This window comes from Ferrovibrio sp. GW821-FHT12D07 (genome assembly GCF_058807275.1).
Genome location: NZ_JBXAQN010000001.1, coordinates 183,006 through 208,448 on the forward strand (window position 1 = coordinate 183,006; position 25,443 = coordinate 208,448).

Below are 25,443 nucleotides of genomic sequence, written 5' to 3' on the forward strand. Positions count from 1 at the left end.
CAGGTGTGGCAAACCGGCAAATGTCTAGCCGACGTCGGTCACCGGCGAGAACAGCTGGGCCCCGAACAGCACGGCGACCCGGCCATCGGCCACCAGTGGCAGGATCAGGAATTCCATCAGGTAGGGCTGGCCATCCACCAGACGGTTGACGCGGGCATGGATCGGCCGGCGCGTCTCCACCACCAGTTCGAAGGCCCGGGTGGTGTTCTCGGCAAAATAGGCTTCGGCATGCTGGTCGACGTACAGCCCGGTCATGTCGCGCGGACTGTAGTCGAGGATCTGCTGGTCGATGCGGCGATAGCGATACCGGCGGTTATCGCCGTCCTGCTCGACATCGAAGATCAGCCGCGTGCCGGCCAGGTAGTCGCAAGGGTGGCTGTCGAGGAAATCCGCCGGAGGCGGACCGTCATTCTGCATCGCCTTGCGCCAGTCGCGATAGAAGCGCGCCAGCTTCATCGTCTCCAGCTGCTCGTCACCCATCAGCATCGTGAAGGCGGCCTGGCTGCTGCTGGTGATGGATGGCGTCATGCCGTCCGCGCTCTCCGGGCTTCAGAGACTGGCGTAGTCGATGCTGCCGTGGCGGTCGAGCGGCTTGCCGCCATCGGGCATCGGGTATTTCAGCCCGGCAGCACAGTTCCACAGCACCACGCGATCACTCTTCTTCACCTTGCCCTCGCCCAGCGCCTGCTTGTAGGCCGCATAGGTGGCCGCGCCCTCGGGGCACATCAGGAAGCCCTCTTCCTTCGCCACCTCGTCGAGCGCTGCGGTGATGGCGTTGTCTTCCACCGCCATGGCGAAACCGCTGGAATTGCGCACGGCATCCAGGATCAGGAAATCGCCGATCGCAGCCGGCACACGGATACCGGCAGCCACCGTATGGGCATTCTCCCACAGCTTGGCGTGGCGCTCGTTGCCCTCGAAGGCGCACACGATCGGCGCGCAGCCTGCCGCCTGCACCGCGATCATCTTCGGACGCTTGGAGCCGATGAAGCCGATGGCCTCCAGTTCCTCGAAGGCCTTCCACATGCCGATCAGGCCGGTGCCGCCGCCGGTGGGATAGAAGATCGCATCGGGGAGTTCCCAGCCGAGCTGCTCAGCCAGCTCCAGGCCCATCGTCTTCTTGCCTTCGATGCGATAGGGCTCCTTCAGCGTGGAGGTATCGAACCAGCCGGCTGCTTCCTTGCCGGCGCCGACGATCTTGCCGCAATCGTTGATCAGGCCGTTGACCTTGTAGAGCCGTGCGCCCTGCAGCACGATCTCGTTCATGTTGACCTGCGGCGTATCATCGGGACAGAAGACCACCGTCTCGATGCCGGCGCGCGACGCATAGGCCGCCAATGCCGCGCCCGCATTGCCGTTGGTCGGCATCGCCATCTTTGTCACGCCGAGTTCCTTGGCCATGCAGACGGCCATTGCCAGTCCGCGCGCCTTGAACGATCCAGTCGGCAGGCGGCCCTCGTCCTTGACGATGACCTCGCCGTTCCCGCTCAGACCCAAGGCCTTCGCCAGACGCGGCAGTGACAGCACCGGCGTCATCACCTCGCCCAGCGACACCACATTCTCGGTCTTGCGCACCGGCAGCAGTTCGCGATAGCGCCACCAATTGGGCGCGCGCGCCGCGATCTTGTCCTTGGTCAGCGCCTTTTTCACGGCAGCGAGATCGTAGCGCACCAGGATCGGATATCCCTTGGGCGACAGGTTATGCAGCGTATCGGCCGGCAGCCTTTCGCCGGTCATGCCGCATTCCAGATGCGTGACGAAGGTGGATGTCTCGGGAATCAGGCGCTGTTCGATGGTCATGCTGCCACGTGCTGAAAGGGTGAATCGTCAGACGTGAGCATAAGCGCCTGAAACTGCGGGCTCAATCTTCTGGAGGCGGGCCAATGACGTCCGGACCGAACCAATGTCGAACTGGCGGAATCAGCCCCGGGGTTTGGTCCTGCCGGGGAGTTTTTCCTGCGCGCGGCGTTTCACCCCCACAGGAGGACCACCATGGACGAGACCCGGAAAGCCCTCACCCCAACCATTGCGCGTATCTGGCGTGGCCGCACCACGCGCGCCAAGGCCGACGCCTATGCCGCCTATCTGTATGAGCATGGTATCCGGCCGCTGGAGCAAAAGGCGCTGGGGGTGCAGCTGATGCGCGAGGACCGCGACACTGAAAGTGAATTCGTCACCATTTCCTACTGGGAGTCGATCGAGGCGATGTCACGCTTCGCCGGCCCCGATCCGCGCAAGATCCATCATCTGGAGCGGGACGAGGAATTCCTGATCGAGCTGCCGCAGGGCGTGCAGGTGCTGCAGTTCGTCAGCAGCCATGGCCGTACCGGCCGCGACGGACCGCCGGCATGACACTCCTTTCCGCATCCGCATCCACGCCGGCGTCTCCTGCCCTTGCGCCGGCCAGCCCGGTGACGGCATCATGCCCAACCCTGTTTTCGAATGCGGCGGTGATGAACGGCGACTGGAATCTGACACAAGCCTGGGCCTGGATCCGCTGGCGCGATGCCGCCAAGGTCGCAGCCTATGCGGCCGAGACCCATTTGGGGATTGCCGAGGAAATCGTGCATCCCGATGGCACGGCGGTGATTGCAGATGACCATCGCGGCCTGCTGCTGCAGGCCCTGCAGGATGGACGACTGGTCAGCCGGGGCTTGCCCGCCGCAGACAGCAGCGTGACAGCAGCGATTGCCGTGCCGACCGCCGACTGGCAGGGACTGGTGCCCGTGGCGCCCTCCGAGGCCCGCCATACTGTCGGCCGCAAGGTGGCCTGGCGAGCCCTGGCCTTTCCCGCTGCCGATCTGTTGCGCCTGTGGCCCGGTCCGCGGCAGACATCGGAGGCATTGTCCCTCTCTGTGTAAATCCCTGTCTGTGTAAATCCGCCACGGCATGGCAAGGCACCGGCAGCGGTGCTAGATACCGGGCCGTGGCCATATCATGCGCGAGGAATCATGTCGGAACAGAAGAACACCTATAACGGCGGCTGCCATTGCGGTGCGGTGCGCTATTCCGTCGTCACCGGGCATAATCCGCCGGTGATTTCCTGCAACTGTTCGATCTGTTCGAAAAAAGGTTCGCTGCTGTCCTTCGTGCCGGCCGATGATTTCAAGCTGATGGGCGGCAAGGACAACGTGACGGACTACCAGTTCAACACAATGAACATCCACCACCTGTTTTGCAAAACCTGTGGCGTGGAATCTTTTGCCACCGGCACGGCGCCGAACGGCACCAAGATGGTGGCGATCAACGTGCGCTGTCTGGAAGGGTTTGATCTGGAGTCGCTGGAGCCGATGCCCTACGACGGGAAAAGCGCCTAGGCCGTAACGGGCAGGCCGTAATGGGCGCGCGCCATGGTGCAGGCGTCATCGCCGGGCTGGCATGCGTGGCAGACATCGGGACGCACAGCATAGACGCTGCAGGATGTCTGCGTGCCGACCGTGCCTATGAGTGCGGAGCAGCGGTCGCCATCGCAGCGCATCCGGCCCGCCTCGTCATCGACGAAACGGGCCGGGATGCGCGCGAGCGCGGCATCGTCTTCGAGCGAGAAACGGGGCCAGTCACGCGAATACGCGCAGCAGGCGCCACAGCTCTGGCAATCGAAGGACGCCACGCCCTGAACCAAGGCCTAGATTAGGCGGCCTGGATGGTACGCACGGCAACCTTGCCGGAACGGCTGTCCTGCTCGGTGTCGAAAGAGACCTTCTGGCCTTCATTCAGCGAATGCATGCCAGCGCGCTCCAGAGCCGACACATGGACGAAGACGTCCTTGCTGCCGTCTTCCGGCTGAATGAAACCGAAGCCCTTGGTGGTGTTGAAGAACTTGACGATACCCGTCTGCATGGGATTTTCCTTGGTTTGTCGTATGCATGATGAGAACAGGCCGCAGAAAAACTGCGACCGGTGCCCGGTTGTCGATTTTTTGGAGAGAAAGTCGGAGATGCGCCCGGCAATGAAGCAAAGGCGTACAGCCAGAAGGTCCGGCCAAAATGTCGATGGCGCGGACCCTAGGCTTTAAATAGGGCGAATACAAGGCCAATTGCCGCCAGGACACCGCTATATGAGCGTCATATGACCCTGCGTGACGACCGCTACATCATCCCCGACCTGCTGAAACCCGGCCTGAAGCTGGTTTTCTGCGGTTCGGCGCTGGGCGCAGCATCCGCCCAGGCCAAAGCCTTTTACGCCAAGCCCGGCAACAAGTTCTGGCCGACGCTGCATGCGGTGGGGTTCACGCCGCATCGCTTTGCGCCGGCAGACTACCGGAATCTGCTGGCTTTGGGCATCGGACTGACCGACATCAACAAGACACAGTCGGGCAATGATGACGCGCTGACGCCCGAACATGACGATCCGGCCGCGCTGACCAAAAAGATCGCAAGATACAAACCGGCGATCCTGGCCTTCACAGCCAAGCGCCCGGCGCAGGTGTTTCTCAGGCATCAATTCGGCATGACCAAACCGCCAGCCTATGGCCTGCAGACGCATAGCCTGGGCGAGACGCAGCTTTTCGTATTGCCCTCAACCTCAGGCCTTGCCGGCAGCTTCTGGGACATCCGGCCATGGCAGCAGCTCAAGCTGCTGATGGATGGACTGTGACAATCAGGATTTCAGTAGCGCCTTGAGCTGATAGAGCAGGTCGAGCGCCTGCTTGGGTGAGAGCGCGTCGATATCCGCCTTCTTCAGCGCGCCTTCGACTTCCGACGGCACAGCGACAGCCGCTTTCGGTGGCGCGGCCAGCGAGAAGAGCGGCAGATCGTCGATCAGCTTGGCCGATTTACCAGTCTGGTCGGATTGCTCCAGCTTGTGCAGCACTTCGCTCGCGCGCTGCAGCACGCCATCGGGCAGGCCGGCCAGCTTGGCCACCTGGATGCCGTAGGAGCGGTCGGCAAAGCCGGCGCCGACCTCGTGCAGGAAGACCAGCTCGCCTTCCCATTCCTTGACCTTCAGCGTGTGATTGGAAAGCTGCGGCAGTTTTTCGGCCAGTGCGGTCAGCTCGTGGTAATGCGTGGCGAACAGCCCGCGGCAGCGGTTCTTCTCGTGCAGGTATTCCACCACGGCCCAGGCGATCGACAGGCCGTCAAACGTCGCCGTGCCGCGACCGATCTCGTCCAGGATCACCAGCGCGCGGTTGCCCGACTGATGCAGGATCGCGGCAGTTTCCACCATCTCGACCATGAAAGTCGAACGGCCGCGCGCCAGATCGTCGGCGGCGCCGACGCGGCTGAACAGGCGATCCACCATGCCGAGCTTGGCTGACGCTGCCGGCACGAAGCTGCCCATCTGGGCCAGCACCGCGATCAGCGCATTCTGGCGCAGGAAGGTCGATTTACCGGCCATGTTCGGGCCGGTGAGCAGCCACAGCCGCTGGCCATCGGAGAGATCGCAGTCGTTGGCGACAAAGCGTTCACCCTGGCCGTTGCGCTCCAATGCCGCTTCCACCACGGGATGGCGGCCGCCGGTGATGTTGAAATCGAGGCTGTCGTCGATCTGCGGCCGCACCCAGCGCCGCTGGATGCCAAGCTGCGCGAGGCTGGCCGAGACATCGAGCGCGGCGAGTGCCTGCGCGGCGCGGGTGATCGGCTGTGCGTTGGACAGCACGTCGCTGCACAGGCGCTCGAAGATTTCCAGCTCCATGGCGAGCGCGCGATCGCCAGCCTGCGAAATCTTGGCTTCCAGCTCGCCCAGTTCCGGCGTGGCGTAGCGCACCGCATTCGCCATGGTCTGGCGATGGATATACTGCGCGCCCATCTTGGACATATGCGTGGGCGTGACCTCGATGTAATAACCCAGCACGTTGTTGTGCCGGATTTTCAGTCCGCTGATGCCGGTATCCTGCGCATACTTGTCCTGAAGCTGCGCGATATGGCGACGGCTTTCATCACGCAGCACGCGCAGTTCATCCAGCGGTGCATGATGGCCGGCGCGCACGAAATTGCCGTCGCGCTGCATGAGCGGCAGCTCTTCCGCCAGCGCCTCGGCCAGAGAACCGACCAGCACAGCATGATCGCCCAGCGCATCGCGCAAGCCGGCCAGTTCGGCTGGGAGGGCGTTTTCGGCAGCCAAGCGTTTGCGCAGGTCGCCAGCCTGGGCCAAGCCATCGCGCATGGAACTCAGATCGCGCGGACCGCCACGGCCCAACGAAATGCGCGACAGCGCACGCGCCAGATCAGGCACTTTGCCCAGTGCTGCGCGGATATCATCACGCAACCGCGTATTGTCGGTCAGCGTGGCCACCGCATCATGGCGCGCAGCAATCGCAGCCGGGTCCGTCAGCGGCGCCTGCAGGCGTTGCGCGAGCAGCCGCGCGCCGGCACCTGTCAGCGTGGCGTCAATGCAGGCCAGCAGCGCGCCCTCGCGGTTGCCCGACGTGGTTTCCACCAGTTCGAGATTGCGGCGCGTCGCCGGATCGATGGCCATGACGCTGAGCGGCGGCTGCTTCACCGGCGGATCAAGCCGGGGCACCTTGCCGCACTGGGTGATCTCGACATAATCGAGCAGGGCCCCGGCGGCGCAGAATTCCGCCCGGCTGAAATCGCCGAAGGCTTCCAGGGCTGCGACGCCCAGCGCCGCTTTCAGCCGCCGTTCACCGGCGACAGAATCGAACCGGGCCGAGGGCAGTGGCGAGAGCGCGGTTTCAAGCTGTTCGAAAATCGCCCGCAGCTCAGCCTTGGCCAGCATTCCTTCGGGCAGCACCAGTTCGCGGGGTGACACTCGCGCCAGATCGGCGCCCAAGCCCGCCTGCGTTGTTTCGGTCAGGCCGAATTCCCCGGTGGAGAGGTCGAGCCAGGCCAGCGCCAGCACGCCATCCGAACCGCCGGACTGAGCAAGTGCAGCAAGATAATTGTTGCGCCGCGCATCGAGGAGGCTGTCCTCGGTGATGGTGCCGGGTGTAACCACGCGCACGACGTCGCGTTTGACCACGGATTTCGAGCCGCGCTTCTTCGCTTCTGCGGGATCTTCGACCTGTTCGCAGACCGCGACCTTGAAACCCTGGCGGATCAGGCGCGACAGATAGGCTTCGGCTGCATGCACCGGCACGCCGCACATCGCGATCGGCTGGCCGTCATGCTCGCCACGCTTGGTCAGCGCAATATCGAGCGCACGCGCGGCCTGGACCGAGTCGTCGAAGAACAGTTCGTAAAAATCCCCCATCCGATAGAACAGCAGGCAATCGGGATATGCCGCCTTGATGGTCAAATATTGGGCCATCAGCGGGGAAGTGCCGGGGGGAAGAGCGGGTGTTGTCGTGTTCATGGCGGTAAAAATTATCTTCTGAACGCAGACATACCACAGCCGACGGGGCTTTTAACCCCTCTGGCCTTGGCCTTATGATGCCGGACGGGAGCAAAAACCCGTGTTCTCACCGGAAGAACACCCGCCTCACAACGAAGCACAGAGAAAAATGAGCGACTCGAAAAGCCCGTCTCTTTACGACGACGCCCTCGAATTCCACAAAATGGGTCAGCCCGGCAAGCTTGAGGTCGTGCCGACCAAGCCGATGGCGACGACTCGCGATCTCAGCCTGGCCTACAGCCCGGGCGTCGCTGCTCCCTGCCTGGCCATCGAGAAAGACCCTGACACCGCCTACGACTATACGTCGCGCGGCAACATGGTGGCGGTGATCTCGAACGGCACGGCCGTTCTGGGCCTTGGCAATCTCGGTGCGCTCGCCTCCAAGCCGGTGATGGAAGGCAAGGCGGTGCTGTTCAAGCGCTTCGCCGATGTCGATTCGATCGATCTGGAAATCGACACCGAAGAGGTGGATGCCTTCATCAACGCGGTGCGCTATCTGGGCCCCAGCTTCGGCGGCATCAACCTGGAAGACATCAAGGCGCCGGAATGCTTCGTGATCGAGCAGCGCCTGCGCGAGCTGATGGACATTCCGATCTTCCATGACGACCAGCACGGCACGGCCATCATCTCGGCCGCCGGCATGATCAATGCGCTGCACCTCACCGGCCGCGACTTCAAGAATGCCAAGATGGTAGTGAACGGCGCTGGCGCCGCCGGCATCGCCTGCACCGAGCTGGTGAAGGCGATGGGGATGAAGAACGAGAATGTCATCCTCTGCGACACCAAGGGCGTGGTCTATCAGGGCCGCACCGAAGGCATGAACCAGTGGAAGTCGGCGCATGCGGTGAAGACCGATGCCCGCACGCTGGCTGAGGCGCTGAAAGGCGCCGACATTTTCTTCGGCCTGTCGGTGAAGGGCGCGCTGACGCCCGAGATGCTGAAATCGATGGGGCCGAATCCCATTGTCTTCGCCATGGCCAATCCCGATCCGGAAATTACCCCGGAAGATGCCGCCGCCGCGCGCAGCGACGTGATCATGGCCACGGGCCGCTCGGACTATCCGAACCAGGTCAACAACGTGCTGGGCTTCCCTTACATCTTCCGCGGCGCGCTGGACGTGCGCGCCAGTACTATCAACGACGAGATGAAGATCGCGGCCGCCGAAGCCATCGCCATGCTGGCGCGTGAAGACGTGCCCGATGAAGTCGCTGCCGCCTACAAGGGCGAACGTCCGAAATACGGCCCGGGCTACATCATTCCCTCGCCCTTCGATCCTCGCCTGATCGTCGATATCCCGCTGGCGGTGGCAAAAGCCGCCGTGAAGTCGGGTGTGGCGCGCAAGCCGATCGAGAACTGGGCCGCCTATGCCGCCAAGCTGCGGGCGCGGCTCAATCCGACCGTCGGTTCGCTGCAGATCTTCTTCGACCAGGTGGTGCAGAACCCCAAGCGCGTCGTCTTCGCCGAGGGCGAGGAAGAGACGGTGATCCGCGCTGCCCTGCAGTTCCGCGATGCCGGCTACGGCACGCCGATCCTGATCGGCCGCAACGAACGCATCGCCGCCACCATGGCCGCCATCGGCCTGACCAATCTGGATGGCTGCGAAATCCACAATGCCCGCATCAGCGAGCATAACGCCGATTACGCCAACTTCCTGTACAAGCGGCAGCAGCGCCGCGGCCTGCTGCATCGCGACGCGCAGCGCTTCGTCAATCTCGACCGCAATGTCTTCGGCGCCTGCATGGTCGCCAATGGCCATGCCGATGCGATGATCACCGGCGTGACCCGCACCTACTCGGTCTCGTATGACGGCGTGCGTATGGCGATCGATGCCCAGCGCGGCCAGCGCGTCATGGGCCTGAGCATCGTGGTCGCCAAGGGCCGCACGGTGTTCATCGCCGATACCAGCGTGGCCGAATTGCCCGAGCCCAAGGACATCTGCCAGATCGCGATCCAGGCCGCTGCCGTTGCCCGGCAGATGGGTCATGAGCCGCGCGTGGCGCTGGTGTCGCATTCCAACTTCGGCAATGCGCCGGGTGGCGTGGTCGACAAGGTGCGCGAAGCCGTGATGGAGCTGGATGCCCGCGATGCCGGCGGCCAGGGCCTGGGCTTTGAATATGACGGCGAAATCTCCGCCCGCGTGGCGCTCAACCCGGACCTGATGAAAATCTATCCGTTCAGCCGCCTGTCGGGTCCCGCCAATGTGCTGATCATGCCGGGTCTGCACTCGGCGCTGATCTCGGCGCAGCTGCTGCAGGAACTGGGCGGCGGCACCGTGATCGGTCCGCTGCTGGTCGGCCTGGAAAAGCCGGTGCAGATTGCCGAGATGGGCGCCAGCGTCAGCGACATCGTCAACCTCGCCGCACTGGCCGCCTACAGCGCACGTTAAATCTTCATCAAAATCAGATGAGAGAAGGCCCGGGGCAATCCCGGGCCTTTTTCTTTGTGCTAGGCTGCGCCGGCCGAAGACCCATGGCCAGGGGAAACCATGATCGTCCGCATCGCCTGTCTTGTCGCCCTGCTGTTCGCCGCTTCGGCGAAAGCACAGGATTGCGCCCCGCCAGCCGATCTGCGTGATGGCTGGACGATTGCCGCACCCGCAAGCCAGGGCCTTGATGCAGCGCTGCTCTGCGATATCGGCACCCGCTTCGAGGCATGGAAAGAGGCCAATGCCCATGCGGTGCTGCTGCTGCGCCATGGCAAGCTGGTCTATGAAAAGTATTTCGCCGGCGAAGATCAGGAATGGGGCAAGTGGTCGGTCGGTGCGATCCAGCATGAGCCTGGGCGCAAGCACGATGTGCGCTCGATCAGCAAAAGCGTGGTGTCGCTGCTGACCGGTGTCGCCGTCGACCGCGGCTGGCTGACCATCGACCAGTCCATCTTCGCCTTCTTCCCCGAACATGCCGACCTGCGCACGCCGGAGAAAGACCGCATCACCGTGCGCCATCTGCTCACCATGTCATCGAGCCTCGCCTGGGACGAGAGCCTGCCCTACAGCGACCATCGCAACAGCGAGACGGCGATGAACCTTGCGCCCGACGCCGTACGTTACGTGCTGGAACAGCCGATGTGGCGCAGCGCGCCGGGAGAGAACTACAATTACAGCGGCGGGTCGGCTGTGGTGCTGGCGGCGATCCTGCAGAAGGTCTCCGGTGGCATGGACATCAACACCCTGTCGAAGACGCTGCTGTTCGATCCGCTCGGGATTTCAGACTTCGAATGGGCGATCTGGCAGGGGCGCCCGGTGATCGCCTCAGGCCTGCGCCTGCGCGCCCGCGATCTGGCAAAGATCGGCCAGATGGTGCTGGATAAAGGCCGCTGGCAGGACCGGCAGATCGTATCGGAGAAATGGATCACCGAGAGCATCGCCCCGCAGATCAACGGCCAGAGCCCGTATTTCTACGGCTACCAGTGGTGGCTGGGGCGCTCGCTGCTCAAAGGCCGACAGATCGACTGGGCGGCCGGCTTTGGCGAGGGCGGCCAACGCGTCTTCGTCATTCCGGAACTGGATATCGTGGTGGTGCTGAACTTCGGGTTGTATGGCAAGGGACTGCAGGGCTATGTCGGCCCGGCCATTCTCAACCAGCATGTCCTGCCGGCGGTGACGCGCTGACATTTGAACACGCCGTGGCTTGCAACCCGGCGACTTTTTCTTAGGCTGCGCGCCAGTATTCCCGCGGAGCCGTCATGCGCCTTTTCACCATTCTCGCTGTTATTTGCTTCAGCCTGTCTGCCCGCGCCGAGACGATCCGCATCGCCTTCATCGATCCGCTGTCGGGTCCGGCCGCAGCCGTCACCGAGAATGCGCTGAATCATTTCCGTTTCATGGCGGCACGACTGTCAGATGCGAAAACGACCTATGAAGTCACCGGCTATGACAACCGGCTGATCCCGCAGGAAAGCGTGATCCAGGCGCAGAAGGCCATCGATGCCGGCATCCGGATCATCGCGGCTGGCAACGGCTCGGCCGCCGCCGGCGCGCTCTCGGATTTCATCGAGAAGCATAACGAACGCAATCCCGACAAGGCCGCGCTGTTCCTGAACTACGCCGCCATTGATCCGGCGCTGACCAATGACAAATGCACGGCGGCGCATTTCCGCTTCGATGCCCATGCCGACATGAAGATGGTGGCGCTGGTGAAGTTCATCGCCACGCAACCGCAGATCAAAAAAGTGTATCTGATCAACCAGGATTATTCCTTCGGCCAGGCCGTGCGCGCCTCGGCACTGGCGATGCTGAAAAAGGAACGCCCCGATATCCAGATCGTCGGCGATGATCTGCACCAGATGGCCAAGCTAACCGACTTTTCGCCCTACGTGGCCAAGATCAAGGCCGGTGGTGCAGACAGCGTCATCACCGGCAACTGGGGCAGCGATCTGGCACTGCTGCTGAAATCGGCGGCCGAGGCCAACCTTAAGACCGACTGGTATACCTATTACGCCAGCGGTATCGGCAGCCCGACGGCGGTGCGCCAGACCGGCCTCGCCCATCGCGTGTTCGCGGTGATCGAGGGCCATGCCAACATGACGATGACCGACGGCATCGAGGACGAGTATCGCGCGCGTTTCGGCGGCAGCTTCAACGTGCCGCGCATCCGTCTGCTGATGGAAATGCTGCACAATAGCGTGGTGAAGGCGAAAAGCGGCGAACCCAGACTGATCGTTGCTGCCATGGCCGGCGCGCAGGCGAAGACCATGTATGGCGCCACCGCCACGATGCCGGCGCAGGATCACCAGGTGCTGCAGGACCTCTACGTGACGTCCTTCGGTCCAGGCATGAAGTATGACGAGGAAAAGACCGGCTGGGGCTGGAAAACGGCTGGCATGGTAAAGGCTGCCGACACCGCATTGCCGACGACCTGCAAAATGCCGGCGTTCTGATTATTCGACCGTCAATTAATCGACCGACGTCACCAGATCGACCGGCTGGTCGAGATCCATGCCGGCCTTCTCGAAACCCTTGCGCCAGTCGTTGAGATGGCGACGCGTCCACAGCCGCGCCATCTCCACATCGCGGCGCCGCATCGCCTCCACCAGCATCTTATGCGCCTCGATCAGGCGCTGCGTCCCTTCCGGGGTGCCGCGCACCGCGACATTGGTGGTCGGATAGATCAGCATGTTGGATGGCTCGCGCGCGAGTTCCAGCACGCGGTTGCGCGCGCATTTTTCGAGCAGCAGATGAAATTCACTGTCATGGGCGGCGACCATGGCCGGATCATCCTGGTCACGCTCGGTGGCGGCGATGTTGGCGTCCAGCACCGCAATCTCTTCCGGCGTCGCGCGTTCGACCGCCAGCTCGATCGAGGCCAGACTCAGTGCGATGGTGGCTTCCCACAATTCACGGAATGTTACCTGGTGCAGGATCAGCGCGCGGCTGGCGCGCGTGGCGAGGCGGTCGTAATGCGGCAGGCCGACGGCGAGACGACGGCTGGAAGCGCGATGCACCAGGCCGCTGTGTTCGAGCAGACGGATGCCCTCACGCACGGTGGAGCGATTGACACCGAATTGACGCACCAGCTCGGCCTCGGTGCCGATCGGATCGCCTGGCCGCAGGCGGCCGGACAGAATTTCGCGCTCGATCGCCTCGGCCACCATCTGGTAGGCCGGCACCGGCGTCAGGCGCGTAAATTTCTCAGCCGCTTCAGACATTTAACCCCAGAACTGTGTGAAACCACACTGATTCGTCACAATTGTTGCTGCGCCGATGATCGGCATTTCCTTCGCCCAGGTCCAGCGATGGCAGTGACCCCGCACAGTATGTTTGACTCACGTCTGATTGTCCGACAATCATGGTGGTGAAGCCAAACAAAAAATTGGCTCAAAACAAATCGGCCTATAGGGAGGCCTCCGGAATGACTCTGATGCTGCCGCGGTCGGCTGTGCTGACCGGTCTGATCGTCACGTTCCTGTATGCGCCGCTCGCGCAGGCAGCCGAATTGCTGCCACGCACCGATCCCGCCAGTGTCGGCTTCGCGCCCGATCGGCTGGAGCGTATCAGCACGAGGTTGAAAGCCGACAGCGCGGCGAAGACCATTCCCGGTGCGGTATTGCTGATCGCGCGCAATGGCAAGCTCGCCTATTTCGAAGCCTTCGGCGACCGCGATCCGCAGACCAAGGCGCCGATGACGCGCGACACCATCTTCCGCATCTATTCGATGACCAAGCCGATCGTCACCCTGGCGGCGATGATGCAGGTAGAGGAAGGCCGCTATCACATCAGCGACCCAGTGGCGAAATTCATTCCCTCCTACGCAAAAGTGCAGGTGGGCGTGGAAAAGCCGGCAACGGAAGCCGGCGGCAAGCCGACGCTCGAGCTTGTGCCGCCGCGGCGCGCGATGTCGGTGCAGGACCTGATGCGCCACACCTCGGGTATTACCTACGGCTTCTTTGGTGAAGGCGCGGTGAAGGCAATGTACCGCGACGTGCTGACCGGTGACTTCGACAATGCCGAATTCGCCGAACGCGTTGCCACGCTGCCGCTCGCCTATCAGCCCGGCACCACTTGGGACTACAGCCATTCGACCGACATCCTCGGTCGCGTGGTCGAGATCACCGACAAGAAGCCGCTGAGCGCGGCGCTGAAAGACCGCCTGCTCGGCCCACTGGGCATGGCGGATACTGCCTTTTACGTGAATGACACGAACAAGCATCCGCGCGTGGCCGAACCTTTCGAGAATGACCGCAGCCTCGGTGGCGGCGTCGAATTCTTCGATCCGCGCAAGCCCGGAAAATTCGAGGGCGGCGGTGGCGGCCTGACCGGCACCGCGATGGATTACGCGAAATTCCTGCAGATGCTGCTGGATGGCGGCACGCAGAACGGCAAACGCTATATCAGCCCGAGAATCCTGGCTTATATGACCGCGGACCATATGGGCAGCGCGGTGCCGGGCCCCTATTTCCTCCCCGGCCCCGGCTATGGTTTCGGCCTGGGGTTCGGCGTGCGCAAGGATGCCGGCGTCTCGGCCGATCCGGGTTCGCCGGGCGACTATTACTGGGGCGGCGCCGGTGGCACCTATTTCTGGGTCGACCCCAAGGAAAAGATGTTTGTCGTCTTCATGATGCAGTCGCCCAAGCAGCGCCTGACCTATCGCGCGCTGATGCGCGACATGGTCTATGCCGCACTTGTGAAGTGACGATGCCACAGGCAGTCGCCACGCTTTGGTTAAAATTTCAGCGCGCAAGACACGTCGGTATGAGGAGCATGAACACACTATAACCGACACGACGGATTGGCTTGACACTCACGAGCCACCCCGTCACGCTTTGTGCGATAAACGAATTCGCCGTTGAACGGCGGATCGGCGGACCGGAAGCCGCCGTGACATAACAGGATGGAGGAAAGAATGCCCACTCGTTACGGGACAGGCATGGCCGTAGCCGCACTCGCGGCCGCCGTCGGCATCAGCATGACAGCGCCCGCCATGGCGCAGGTGAAAGTGGCCTTTATCGATCCGCTGTCCGGCGCCATGGCGCCGATCGGCGAGCATGGCGTGAAGCATTTCCAGTACATGATGGACAAGATCAACGCCAAGGGCGGGGTCAATGGCCAGAAGATGGAATTGCTGACCTATGACAACAAGCTCTCGCCCCAGGAAACCGTGATCGCGGCGCAGAAGGCCATCGATGCCGGTGCCCGCATCCTCACGCTGGGCAACGGCTCGGGCGCTGCGGCGGCGATGATCGACTTCGTCAACAAGCACAACGAGCGCAATCCCGGCAAGGAAGTGGTGTATCTGAACTACGCCGCCGTCGATCCGGCCTTCACCAACGACAAGTGCAGCTACTGGCACTTCCGTTGGGATGCCCATAGCGACATCAAGATGCAGGCGTTAACCAGCTACATCAAAACCCAGCCGGGCATCAAGAAAGTCTACCTGATCAATCAGGACTATTCCTTCGGCCAGGCCGTGCGCAAGGCCGCCAACGAGATGCTGAAGGCCAAGCGCCCCGACATCCAGATCGTCGGCGACGAACTGCATCCGCTGGCCAAGATCACCGACTTCTCGCCCTATATCGCCAAGATCAAGGCAAGCGGCGCGGATAGCGTGATCACCGGCAACTGGGGCAGCGACATCGCGCTGCTGCTCAAGGCCTCGGCCGATGCCGGCCTGCAGGTGAACTACTATACCTACTATGCCGGCGGCGCCGGTGGCCCGACGGCGGTCAAGCAGACCGGCCTGAAGGACAAGGTGTTCCAGATCACCGAAGGCCATGCCAACGTCAACACCAAGGAAAACTACGCCTGGGAAGAAGAATTCCGCAAGAAGAGCGCCGGCCAGGGCTGGTGGTATCCGCGCGTGCGTAACGAGATGGAAATGCTCGCCAACGCCATGAACGAAGCCAAGTCGAACGACCCCAAGGTCTTCGCCGAAAAGCTGCGCGGCATGAAGTACAAGCTGATCTACGGCACGGAATCCTACATGCGCGCCGAGGATCATCAGTTCTTCCAGGACATCTACATCTCCGCGCTCACCCCGGTGGCCGGCGACATGAAGTTCGACGAAGAGAATACCGGCTGGGGTTGGAAGACCATGGCCAAGGTGCCGATGGGCGAAACCGACGTCGCCACCACCTGCAAGATGGCTAAGCCGAGCTGACATCGACTGCAAGACGAGGGCGGCCCCGGGTCACACCGGGGCCGTTTCTTGACTGAAGACCCGTCACACCCGTTTCACGAGGCGTGACGAAAAAAGACTGACGGGGACATCTGTTTTCAACGGGGTCGTACAGTGCTGGAACTGGTTATTTTCTCGACGCTGAACGGCGTGCTCTACGGCATGCTGCTGTTTCTTCTGGCCAGCGGCCTCACTCTGATCTTTTCCATGATGGGCGTGCTGAACTTCGCCCATGCCAGCTTCTACATGCTGGGTGCCTATTTTGGCTTCCAGATCAGCCAATGGATGAACTTCTGGGTCGCGCTCTTCGTCGCGCCCGTGGTCGTCGGCGTGATCGGCGCGCTGGTCGAGCGCTGGGGCCTGCGCACTGTCCATAAATGGGGCCATGTCGCCGAACTGCTGTTTACCTTCGGCCTCGCCTTCGTGATCGAGGAATTGGTGCAGATGATCTGGGGCAAGCTGCCCGCCGATTATCGCGTGCCGCCGCAGCTCGACTTCGCCGCCTTCGAACTCTTCGGCACCACCTATCCCGCCTTCCGCATGTTCATGCTGCTCACCTCGGTGGCGATCTTCCTCGTCCTGCTGGTGATCATGACGCGCTCGCGCATCGGCCTGATCATCCAGGCAGCGCTGACCCATCCCAACATGGTGGCCATGCTGGGCCATAACGTGCCCAAGGTCTTCATGCTGGTCTTCGGCGTAGGCTGCGGTCTCGCCGGCATCGCCGGCGTGATCGCCGGTCCCGCGCTGGTGACGCAGCCGAGCATGGCGCATGTGCTGGGCCCGATCCTGTTCGTGGTGGTGGTCTTCGGCGGCCTGGGCTCGCTGCCCGGCGCGTTCATCGCCTCGCTGATGATCGGCCTGATCCAGACCTTCGCCATCGCCATCAACTATTCCTTCGGCGACATGCTGTCCTCGCTGGGCATGGCGCGGCCGATCAGCGGCCTGTTCAGCGACCTGTGGCAGGTCACCGTGGCCCAGGTGGGCCCGGTGGTGCCGTATCTGATGCTGGTTCTTATCCTGATCTTCCGGCCCACCGGATTGATGGGCACGCGGGAGACCTGATACCATGACCACCACCGCCCTTTCCGTTGCCCAGCCGGGCTCCGCCCTCGATCTCGCCAAGCGCTACGGCATCTGGCTGATCGCCGCCATCATCATGCTGGTGATGCCCAAGATCTTCACCTCGGGTGCGGCGCTCACCACCATGTGCCTGATCGGCATCATGATCGTCTTCTCGCTCAGCTATAACATGCTGCTGGGTCAGACCGGCATGCTGAGCTTCGGCCATGCCGTCTATTACGGTCTGGGCGGCTTCATCGCCGTGCATGCGATGAACACTGTCGCCGCCGACAAGCTGCCGATCCCGCTGCCGGTGCTGCCGCTGGTCGGCGGCCTGATGGGCCTGCTGTTCGGCTTCATCTTCGGTGCCGTCTCGACCAAGCGCGCCGGCACGGCATTCGCCATGATCTCGCTTGGTCTGGGCGAACTGATCGCCTCGCTGTCGCTGATCCTGCGCGGCTTTTTCGGTGGCGAGGAAGGCATCAATGCCAACCGCACCAAGATGATGACGCTGTGGGGTGTGCGCTTCGGCCCGCAGATCGAGGTCTATTACCTGATCGCCGGCTGGTGCCTGATCTGCATGGCGCTGATGTTCGCCTTCACCCGCACGCCGCTGGGCCGCATGTGCAATGCGGTGCGCGAAAACCCGGAGCGCGCCGAGTTCATCGGCTATTCCACGCAGACCGTGCGCTTTATCGTCTTCTGCATTTCCGGTTTCTTCGCCGGCATTGCCGGCGGCCTGGCCGCGATCAACTTCGAGCTGATGAATGCCGTCAACATTTCCGGTGCACAGTCGGGCAGCGTGCTGCTGATGGCCTTCATCGGCGGCGTCGGCCATTTCATGGGGCCCATCCTGGGCGCCATCCTGGTCGTGCTGCTGCAGGTGTTCCTCAGCGACATCACCGGCGCCTGGATGCTGTATTTCGGCCTGATCTTCATCGGCATGGTGATCTTCGCGCCCGGTGGCATGGCCGGCCTGATCATGCTGCATCTGCCGCTGGTGCGCCGGCGCAGCCTGCATCACGTGTTGCCGCATTATGCGGTGATGGCGGTGCCCGCCGTGCTGGGCATTGCCGGACTGATCACACTGATCGAGACCGCGCATCACCAGATGGTCAAGACCGCCACCGATGGCCCGGCCATGAAGCTGTTCGGCATCGCCTATAACTCCAACAGCCTGCTGCCCTGGATTGCGGCGGTGGTGCTGATCGCCGCCAGCCTGGGGATCGGCCGCTGGTACGGCCCGCGCTTCGTCGCCGCCTTCTCCGATGCCGCCCATGGCCCTGCCTCCGCACAGGAGGGCGCGCGATGAGCAACGCTTCGGCAGCAGCACTTGAGCTGCAGGACCTGCACAAGAGCTTCGGCGTCACCCCCATCATCCGCGGCGTGTCACTGAAGGTCGGCAAAGGCGAGCGCCATGCCATCATCGGGCCAAACGGCGCCGGCAAATCGACGCTGTTCCACCTGATCTCGGGCCGCTTCGGCTTGACCGAGGGCAGCATCGCGCTGAACGGCGAGGACATCACCGGGCTGAAGCCTTACGAGATCAACCGGCGCGGCCTGTCGCGCAGCTTCCAGGTGACCAACATCTTCCCCAAGCTCAGCGTCTTCGAGAATGTGCGCTGCGCCGTTCTGTATCATCTGGGTTACCGCTATTCCTTCTGGCACAACACCCGCAAGCTGAAGGACGCCAACGAGCGCGCCGACGCGATCCTGCAGCAGATCGGCCTGCTGGAACGCCGCGACTTCCCGGCCGGCATGCTGACCTATGCCGAACAGCGCGCGCTGGAAATCGGCATCACCATTGCCGGCGGCGCCGGGGTCGTGATGCTGGACGAGCCGACGGCGGGCATGAGCCGCTCCGAGACCTCGCATTTCGTCAACCTGATCCGCAAGGTCACCGAGGGCCGCACGCTGATCATGGTGGAACACGACATGGGCGTGGTCTTCGACCTGGCTGACCGCATCTCGGTGCTGGTCTACGGCCAGATCATCGCGTCTGACACGCCAGCCAATATCCGCGGCAACAAGGCGGTCCAGGAAGCCTATCTGGGCCAGGCCATGGAAGCGGAGCACTGATCATGAGTGAGATTATGCTGCAAGTCCGCGACCTGCACGCCTATTACGGCAAGAGCCACATCCTGCATGGCGTCACCTTCGACGTGAAGGCCGGCGAGATCGTCTCGCTGCTGGGCCGCAACGGCGTCGGCCGCTCGACCACCATCAAGGCCATCATGGGTGACGTGCCGCCGCAGGGCTCGATCGTCTTCAAGGGCGAGGAGATCGCCGGCCGCAAGCCGCATGAGATCGCGCGTCGTGGTCTGGGCTATGTGCCCGAGAACCGTGACATCTTCCCGGCACTGACGGTGCGCGAGAATCTCTATCTCGGCCAGAAGGACAGCAAGACCGCCGGCCGCTGGTCGATGCAGGATATGTTCGACATATTTCCGCGCCTGGCCGAACGCGCCGACACCGCCGCCGGCGTGCTGTCGGGCGGCGAACAGCAGATGCTGACCATGTGCCGCACGCTGATGGGCGACCCTGACCTGATCATGGTGGACGAGCCGACGGAAGGCCTTTCCCCCATGATGGTGGAAAAGGTCGGCGTGCTGCTGGAACGCATTGCTGCGCGCGGCGTCTCGATCCTGCTGGTCGAGCAGAAACTGACCATCGCACTCAAGATCTGCCAGCGGCTCTATGTGATGGGTCACGGTCACATGGTCTTCGAGGGCACACCCAAGCAGCTGATGGACGACACCGCCATCCGCAAGGAATGGCTGGAGGTCTGATCCCGCCGCTTACGCCGGACTGACCAGCTTCAGTCCGACGATGCCGGCGACAATCAGCGCAATGCAGGCCAGCCGCAGCACGGCGGCGCTTTCGCCAAACAGCCAGATGCCGAGCACGGCTGTGCCGATGGTGCCGATGCCGGTCCAGATCGCGTAAGCCGTGCCCAGCGGCAGGGTCTTCAGCGCCAGGCCGAGCAGCAGCAGGCTGACGATCATGGCAGTGACCGTGCCGATGCTGGGCCACAGCCTGGTGAAGCCTTCGGTGTATTTCAGACCGACGGCCCAGCCGATTTCGGCGATGCCGGCGAACAGCAGAATGATCCATGCCATGGCGAATTTCCCTTTCGCTCTGTGAGCGCTTTTACGGCGCTCTGCTGACAGGGTCGTCCCCGCCGATCCAATGCTCAAAAAGAAAAAGGCCGGGTCGTCCCGGCCTTTTCCCATATGGAGCTGATCAGCGCCGAAGGCAAGTGATCAGAATTCCTGCCAGTCGTCGTCATTCTGGGCCTGCGCTGCCGGCGCAGCGGCCGGGCGCGGGGCAGGGCGTGGCGCAGGTTTGGCGGCTGCGGCGGCTGCACCACCGCCGGTTTTCATCGGTGCAGGTTTCGCGGCAGTCATCGGCTTAGCGGCCGGCTTGGCGGCCGGTTGCAGTTTCACGACCGGGGCCGGCGCGGCAGCAGGAACCGCTGCAGCGGCAGCGGGCTTCGCGGCGGCCCGCGGCGCGGTGACGGCGCCGGTCTTGAAGAAGGCGACCAGTTCGGCGATCTCGCGGCCCTGGTTGGCCAGCGACTGCGCCGAGGCCGAAGTCTCTTCGACCAACGCGCCGTTGCGCTGGGTCATCTCGTCCATGGTGCCGACGGCGGTATTGACCTGATCGAGGCCCGTAGCCTGCTCGCGCGACGCCGCCGCGATCTCGGCCACGATATCCGAGACCTTCTTGATGGCGGCGACGATGTCGGTCAGCGATTGACCGGTCTGGTTGACCAGCGAGGCGCCGGTCTTCACCTGCGTATTCGATTCCGAGATCAGCGCCTTGATGTCCTTCGAGGCATTGGCCGAGCGTTGAGCCAGTGCGCGCACTTCCTGCGCCACCACGGCAAAACCCTTACCGGCCTCGCCGGCACGGGCCGCCTCGACCGAGGCATTCAGCGCCAGCAGGTTGGTCTGGAAGGCGATCTCGTCGATCAGGCCGACGATGTCGCTGATCTTCTGCGCGCTGGCCTCGATCTTCGTCACGGCGGTGACGGCATCCGAAACCACGCTGCCGCCCTTCTCGGCGGTGTCGCGGGCGGCAGTCGCCAGCTGGTTGGCGGCCTGCGCGTTATCGGCATTCTGCTTCACGGTTGCGGTGATTTCATGCATCGAGGCAGCCGTCTCTTCGATGCTGGCGGCCTGTGATTCCGTGCGGCTGGCCAGGTCCTGGCTACCGGTGGAGATTTCACTCGAGGCGTCGCGCACGGTGGCCGCGCTTTCGGCCAGCCGGGCAGCGACATCGCGCAGACGCAGGATGGTCTCGCGCGCCGCTTCCGCCAGGGTGCCGAACGAGCCCTGATACTGGCCGGTCGTATTGACGGTGAGGTCGCCATGGGACAGCCCGCGCAGCACGCCGCTCAGGTCATCCAGCACGCCCTGCATGGTATCGGCCAGGCCGTTCATCTGCTGCGACAGTTCGCGGAAGACGCCATCCTTGTTGGCGAGATCGATGCGGCGTGAGAAATCGCCATTGCCGACGGCGGCGCAGAACTGCGCAATCTCGCGGCTGACGGCTTCCTCAAGCTGGCGCTGTTCAGTCAGACGGGCGCGTTCAGCCTCGACGCGGTTGCGCTCCTCGGCTTCCAGTCGGGTCTTTTCCTCGGCGTTGCGCTGGAAGATGCCCAGTGCGCGCGCCATGTCGCCCACTTCATCCTTGCGATCGGCATGACCGATCTCGGCCGAGCGGCCTTCGGCGATGCTGGTCATCGCACCGGTCATCGCGCCCAGCGGGCTAACCACGCGGCGCAGGAAGAAGATCGCGCCACCGAGCAGCGCCAATACACCGATGCAGGTCAGCACGGATTCGATCAGCAGCAGGCGCGTGCGCTCGGCGATCAGGCTGTCGGCGACCGCCAGGCCATCAGCGATGGCGGCATCGCGCAGATAGCCGGCGGTATAGAGCAACGGATTCTGCTTGCTGCGGAATTCTGCCATGGCGAAAGGATAGGCCTCGCCCTTGTCGCTGGCATTGCGGATCGCCGTGTACATGGCCGGCAGGTCGGCATAGAAGGCCTTGCGGGTCTCCTCCACCTTGGCCAGCAGGTTGGGCGACGGATCGAGCGTGCCCAGATTCATGGTGATGCGGGTCCAGATCGCATCGACCTTGCCGGCCTGCTCGGACAGCATGATCTGGGTATTCGGCGGAATCGGCTTGCCCGAGGCAATGATGTTCACCGTGGCGGTGCCGCGTATGCTGGCCTCGGCACGCATGTCGGCGGCCAGACGCGCCAGCTCCATCGGGCCGGCGACATCGTCATCAGCGCGACTGATCGCGGCATTGATGGTGTTGAGCAGCGGCGTGATCGCATTGACCTGCTCGGTCATGCCCGGCACATAGCCGTTCATCACATCGGCCGGGCGCTCGGCCATCGGCTTGGTGATGGCGGCCTCGGCGCGGCGGCGCCAGTCGGCCAGCACGGTCTTCATGGTCTCGATGCGACGGATATCGATGGCCGGATGGCCGGAAATCTTGGCCGCAGCCAGCGCGGCGGCGATGGTGTCGTCGGTGGTCTTGCGCGGCTTGGCGATAAAATCGCCGGCAGGATCAGTGGTCTTGTCGTCGCGGAGCGCCGCGTTATAGGCACCGCGCTCGATGCCAAGCAGTTCGACAATGCGCAGCAGCTCGCCCTGCGTGGCGGCAAGGCCGCGGGCATCGACGGCATTGCGGCGATCACTGTAGACGTCGCTGATGACCTGCCAGGCAAGACCCAGCACGATGACGCCGATCACGGCGACGAACAGCAAGAAACTGGCGCGGATACGCATGGATCATTTCCCCTACGAATGGCGCATACGGAGCGCCGATGCAGGGACGTTAGTCCAACGGGGTTAGCCTCACTACGTAGATTTTTCCCATGTTACCGCGAATTAACATGCCAGATGGTCCTTCACACCTGCGCCACTCGCGCAGCGCGAAGTTTTCGCGCTTAGGTACCTGTGGCTGCAACCTGAAGAAGGCCACCCGGGCAGAGAGCCGGCGGTCCTGTTCGGCAAGGCCGGCATAAAAACGGCCGCCATCTTGCGATGGCGGCCGTGACATCCGTCCAGGCGGAGGGGCAGGAGCCTGGAGGGAATACTCGTCCGGGGAGGATCGAGACCAGTTACTCGGCCGCAGCGGCAAGCGTGCTGTTGAGCGCCGCTTCACCATCCAGTGCAGCGGCCACTGCATGCACCACGGCGGCGATGCGCACGGCCTGCTGCACCTGTTCAGCACTCAGGCCGCCCTTGCGCAGCTCATGTTCATGCGCGGTCAGGCACATGCCGCAGCCATTCACGGCCGAAACGGCGAGCGACCACAGCTCGAAATCCACCTTGTCGACGCCGGGCTTGCCGATGATGTTCATGCGCAGCTTCGCCGGCAGGGTCTTGTACTGATTGTCGGCGTTGCCCTCGCCCATCAGATGGACGAAGCGGTAATAGATATTGTTCATACCCATGATCGCGGCGGCGGCCTTGGCGGCTTCCAGCGCTTCCGGCGACAGCTTGGATGCAAATTCGGCGGTGATCGCCTGGATCACGCTGGCCTCGCGTGAGGCGAGCGCCGAGGCGATGAAGGTGCCGGCGCGCTGCTGCTCGGTCAGGCCCGGCTCGGTGGCGAGCGAACCCAAGTTGAGCTTCAGGTCGCGGGCGTATTCGGGCAGGCGGGTCTTCAGGCTTTCGAGGCTCATGGGGGACTCCTTTTTATTTCGGTGCGAGATGGACTGCCGCACCGCGATGAGTGCGGCAGTCCGGTCTTGCTTAGGCGGCCGGCTTGAGGACGTCTTCGCCCTTCTGCCAGTTGCAGGGGCAGAGCTCGTCGGTCTGCAGCGCGTCGAGCACGCGCAGCACTTCCGCCGGGTTGCGGCCGACGCTGAGGTCGTTCACCGAGACGAAGCGGATGATGCCTTCCGGATCGACGATGAAGGTGGCACGCAGGCAGACGCCCTCGTTCTTGTCGAGGATGCCGAGTTCCTGGCTGAGCTCGCGCTTGATGTCGGCCAGCATGGCGAACGGCAGATCCTTCAGATCGGCATGGTTGTTGCGCCAGGCCAGATGGACGAATTCACTGTCGGTCGACACGCCGTAGACGACGGTGTCGCGATCCTTGAAGTCGCCGTTGATCTTGCCGAAGGCGGCGATCTCGGTCGGGCAGACGAAGGTGAAGTCCTTCGGCCAGAAGAACACGACCTTCCATTTGCCCTTGTCGCTGGTCGAGCTGATGTCGGTGAAGGCTTTCTTCGGGTCGGTCGAGACAACGGCCTTCAGATTGAACTGGGGAAACTTGTCGCCAATGGTCAGCATGAAAATGCTCCTCTCTTACGGTTTTCAAAGTCTGGGGCAGCGGGCTGGTCTCGCGACCCTGTCGCCTCCCCTTCAAGGACTGCTCCTTTCAAGTACAGGCGGCGGGGTCCGTTCCCACTGCGAGTGATACTTAGATATCTTCTAATATTGTTCAAACAGATAATTCCGTTGAAACTAATCGATCCACCCGATTATATTAATCCCATGCTGAACCTCCCCACCCTGCGGCAGTGGCGTTATCTGGTAACTCTGGCGGAAAACTGCCATTTCGGACGCGCTGCCGAGGCCTGTTCCGTCACCCAGTCGACGCTTTCGGCCGGCATCCAGGAGCTGGAAACCCAGCTTGGCGCTGCCCTGGTCGACCGCACCAAGCGGAAAGTGGTGCTGACGCCACTGGGCGAGGAGATGGCCGGGCGGGCGCGCGAGCTGCTGGCCGATGCGGAAGACATGGTGCTGCTGGCGCGCGCCGCGGCTGCCCCCTTGAGCGGTCCCTTAAGGCTGGGCGTGATCCCGACCATCTCGCCTTTCCTGCTGCCGCGCGTGCTGCCCAATCTGCGCAAGCGCTTTCCCGACCTGCGGCTGTTCCTGCGCGAGGACCTGACCGGGCGCCTGGTCGAGCAGCTCGCGGCCGGCAAGCTCGACCTGCTGCTGCTGGCGCTGCCCTATGAAGGTGGCTCGCTGGATACGCTGACGCTGTTCGACGATGACTTTCAGGTCGCCAGCCGCAGTGACCATGCGCTGGCCAAACGCAGCAGCGTGAAGCTGGACGACCTCACCGATGTGCCCCTGCTGCTGCTCGAAGACGGCCATTGCCTGCGCGACCATGCACTGGCGGCTTGCCGCCTTCCGCCATCACCGCGCAGAGACGGCTTCGCCGCCACCTCGCTGCACACGCTGGTCCAGATGGTCGACAGCGGCCTCGGCATCACGCTGTTGCCGCAGCTCGCGCTCGATGCCGGCATCCTGCGCGGCACCGATGTGGTGGCACGACCACTGGGTGGCGACAGCACCGCGCGCCATATCGGTCTTGCCTGGCGACGCGGCACCCAGCGCGCCAAGGAATTCACGCTGTTCGGCGAGGCGCTGGTGGCAGCGCTGCGCCAGACCGATGCAAACACTGCCGATCCGTCTCCCGCCAAGAAGAAAGCCTGAGT

At 63.2% G+C, this 25,443-nt stretch carries 24 protein-coding genes; 14 read left to right on the forward strand and 10 right to left on the reverse strand.

Going from position 1 to position 25,443, the window contains the following annotated elements; translation table 11 throughout:
- Positions 1-24: 24 nt before the first annotated feature.
- Together AC1RRE_RS00930 and AC1RRE_RS00935 are read right to left on the reverse strand one after the other, a co-directional pair.
- The gene (locus AC1RRE_RS00930) at positions 25-528 is read right to left on the reverse strand and encodes a hypothetical protein (protein WP_492979167.1); all 504 of its coding nucleotides are present in this window, start codon (positions 526-528) and stop codon (positions 25-27) included.
- Between the two features lie 21 nt (positions 529-549).
- Positions 550-1,800 (reverse strand): threonine synthase, encoded by a 1,251-nt coding sequence (locus AC1RRE_RS00935; RefSeq protein WP_492979168.1) that lies wholly within the window; start codon positions 1,798-1,800, stop codon positions 550-552.
- 192 nt (positions 1,801-1,992) lie between these two features.
- Here AC1RRE_RS00935 and AC1RRE_RS00940 point away from each other — a divergent pair, with 192 nt between their 5' ends.
- From AC1RRE_RS00940 to AC1RRE_RS00950, 3 genes are all read left to right on the forward strand, one after another.
- Positions 1,993-2,352 (forward strand): hypothetical protein, encoded by a 360-nt coding sequence (locus tag AC1RRE_RS00940; protein ID WP_492979169.1) that lies wholly within the window; start codon positions 1,993-1,995, stop codon positions 2,350-2,352.
- Entirely contained in the window at positions 2,349-2,861 is a 513-nt protein-coding gene (locus AC1RRE_RS00945; RefSeq protein ID WP_492979170.1) for a hypothetical protein, read from the forward strand. Before AC1RRE_RS00940 ends, AC1RRE_RS00945 begins: the two co-directional genes overlap by 4 nt.
- 90 nt (positions 2,862-2,951) lie before the next feature.
- Positions 2,952-3,317: a GFA family protein gene (locus AC1RRE_RS00950; RefSeq protein WP_492979171.1), complete on the forward strand. Its 366-nt coding sequence runs from the start codon at positions 2,952-2,954 to the stop codon at positions 3,315-3,317.
- Here the strand turns inward: AC1RRE_RS00950 and AC1RRE_RS00955 are convergent.
- On the reverse strand, positions 3,314-3,610 hold the full coding sequence (locus AC1RRE_RS00955; protein WP_492979172.1) for a YkgJ family cysteine cluster protein: 297 nt from the start codon (positions 3,608-3,610) through the stop codon (positions 3,314-3,316). The two genes, AC1RRE_RS00950 and AC1RRE_RS00955, sit on opposite strands and share 4 nt — an antisense overlap.
- A gap of 20 nt (positions 3,611-3,630) precedes the next feature.
- On the reverse strand, positions 3,631-3,840 hold the full coding sequence (locus AC1RRE_RS00960; RefSeq protein ID WP_492979173.1) for a cold-shock protein: 210 nt from the start codon (positions 3,838-3,840) through the stop codon (positions 3,631-3,633).
- A 228-nt stretch (positions 3,841-4,068) separates the two neighbouring features.
- Between AC1RRE_RS00960 and AC1RRE_RS00965 the strand changes: the two genes are divergently transcribed.
- Entirely contained in the window at positions 4,069-4,596 is a 528-nt protein-coding gene (locus tag AC1RRE_RS00965; RefSeq protein ID WP_492979174.1) for a mismatch-specific DNA-glycosylase, read from the forward strand.
- Positions 4,597-4,599: 3 nt separating this feature from the next.
- On the opposite strand, the gene mutS is transcribed toward AC1RRE_RS00965, so the two are convergent.
- Positions 4,600-7,209: a DNA mismatch repair protein MutS gene (gene mutS / locus AC1RRE_RS00970; RefSeq protein WP_492979175.1), complete on the reverse strand. Its 2,610-nt coding sequence runs from the start codon at positions 7,207-7,209 to the stop codon at positions 4,600-4,602.
- Positions 7,210-7,402: 193 nt separating this feature from the next.
- On the opposite strand from mutS, the gene AC1RRE_RS00975 reads away from it, so the two are divergent.
- The 3 genes from AC1RRE_RS00975 (at position 7,403) to AC1RRE_RS00985 (ending at position 12,171) form a co-directional block, all read left to right on the forward strand.
- Entirely contained in the window at positions 7,403-9,679 is a 2,277-nt protein-coding gene (locus AC1RRE_RS00975; RefSeq protein ID WP_492979176.1) for an NADP-dependent malic enzyme, read from the forward strand.
- A gap of 99 nt (positions 9,680-9,778) precedes the next feature.
- Positions 9,779-10,903 carry a serine hydrolase domain-containing protein gene (locus tag AC1RRE_RS00980; RefSeq protein WP_492979177.1) on the forward strand — a complete coding sequence of 375 codons (1,125 nt, stop codon included), beginning with the start codon at positions 9,779-9,781 and terminating at the stop codon, positions 10,901-10,903.
- A gap of 74 nt (positions 10,904-10,977) precedes the next feature.
- Positions 10,978-12,171, forward strand: coding sequence for a branched-chain amino acid ABC transporter substrate-binding protein (locus AC1RRE_RS00985; protein ID WP_492979178.1), 1,194 nt, complete (start codon positions 10,978-10,980; stop codon positions 12,169-12,171).
- Between the two features lie 15 nt (positions 12,172-12,186).
- Here the strand turns inward: AC1RRE_RS00985 and AC1RRE_RS00990 are convergent, their stop codons facing one another.
- Positions 12,187-12,939, reverse strand: coding sequence for a FadR/GntR family transcriptional regulator (locus AC1RRE_RS00990; RefSeq protein ID WP_492979179.1), 753 nt, complete (start codon positions 12,937-12,939; stop codon positions 12,187-12,189).
- Between the two features lie 203 nt (positions 12,940-13,142).
- Between AC1RRE_RS00990 and AC1RRE_RS00995 the strand changes: the two genes are divergently transcribed.
- From AC1RRE_RS00995 to AC1RRE_RS01020, 6 genes are all read left to right on the forward strand, one after another.
- Positions 13,143-14,423: a serine hydrolase domain-containing protein gene (locus tag AC1RRE_RS00995; RefSeq protein ID WP_492979180.1), complete on the forward strand. Its 1,281-nt coding sequence runs from the start codon at positions 13,143-13,145 to the stop codon at positions 14,421-14,423.
- Positions 14,424-14,633: 210 nt separating this feature from the next.
- Complete coding sequence (locus tag AC1RRE_RS01000) at positions 14,634-15,887, forward strand: branched-chain amino acid ABC transporter substrate-binding protein (protein ID WP_492979181.1); 1,254 nt, start codon at positions 14,634-14,636, stop codon at positions 15,885-15,887.
- A gap of 132 nt (positions 15,888-16,019) precedes the next feature.
- Positions 16,020-16,970, forward strand: coding sequence for a branched-chain amino acid ABC transporter permease (locus AC1RRE_RS01005; protein ID WP_492979182.1), 951 nt, complete (start codon positions 16,020-16,022; stop codon positions 16,968-16,970).
- 4 nt (positions 16,971-16,974) lie between these two features.
- The gene (locus tag AC1RRE_RS01010) at positions 16,975-18,279 is read left to right on the forward strand and encodes a branched-chain amino acid ABC transporter permease (RefSeq protein WP_492979183.1); all 1,305 of its coding nucleotides are present in this window, start codon (positions 16,975-16,977) and stop codon (positions 18,277-18,279) included.
- Positions 18,276-19,046 (forward strand): ABC transporter ATP-binding protein, encoded by a 771-nt coding sequence (locus AC1RRE_RS01015; RefSeq protein ID WP_492979184.1) that lies wholly within the window; start codon positions 18,276-18,278, stop codon positions 19,044-19,046. Before AC1RRE_RS01010 ends, AC1RRE_RS01015 begins: the two co-directional genes overlap by 4 nt.
- A 2-nt stretch (positions 19,047-19,048) precedes the next feature.
- Positions 19,049-19,756 carry an ABC transporter ATP-binding protein gene (locus tag AC1RRE_RS01020; protein ID WP_492979185.1) on the forward strand — a complete coding sequence of 236 codons (708 nt, stop codon included), beginning with the start codon at positions 19,049-19,051 and terminating at the stop codon, positions 19,754-19,756.
- 9 nt (positions 19,757-19,765) lie between these two features.
- On the opposite strand, the gene sugE is transcribed toward AC1RRE_RS01020, so the two are convergent.
- The 4 genes from sugE to AC1RRE_RS01040 form a co-directional block, all read right to left on the reverse strand.
- Positions 19,766-20,086 carry a quaternary ammonium compound efflux SMR transporter SugE gene (sugE, locus tag AC1RRE_RS01025; protein WP_492979186.1) on the reverse strand — a complete coding sequence of 107 codons (321 nt, stop codon included), beginning with the start codon at positions 20,084-20,086 and terminating at the stop codon, positions 19,766-19,768.
- 144 nt (positions 20,087-20,230) lie between these two features.
- The gene (locus tag AC1RRE_RS01030) at positions 20,231-22,774 is read right to left on the reverse strand and encodes a methyl-accepting chemotaxis protein (protein ID WP_492979187.1); all 2,544 of its coding nucleotides are present in this window, start codon (positions 22,772-22,774) and stop codon (positions 20,231-20,233) included.
- Positions 22,775-23,109: 335 nt separating this feature from the next.
- Positions 23,110-23,676, reverse strand: coding sequence for an alkylhydroperoxidase, AhpD family (ahpD, locus tag AC1RRE_RS01035; protein ID WP_492979188.1), 567 nt, complete (start codon positions 23,674-23,676; stop codon positions 23,110-23,112).
- A 70-nt stretch (positions 23,677-23,746) separates the two neighbouring features.
- A complete protein-coding gene (locus AC1RRE_RS01040; RefSeq protein WP_492979189.1) occupies positions 23,747-24,289 on the reverse strand; it encodes a peroxiredoxin in 543 nt (180 codons plus the stop codon).
- A gap of 204 nt (positions 24,290-24,493) precedes the next feature.
- Between AC1RRE_RS01040 and AC1RRE_RS01045 the strand changes: the two genes are divergently transcribed.
- On the forward strand, positions 24,494-25,441 hold the full coding sequence (locus AC1RRE_RS01045) for a hydrogen peroxide-inducible genes activator (protein ID WP_492979190.1): 948 nt from the start codon (positions 24,494-24,496) through the stop codon (positions 25,439-25,441).
- Positions 25,442-25,443 lie beyond the last annotated feature (2 nt).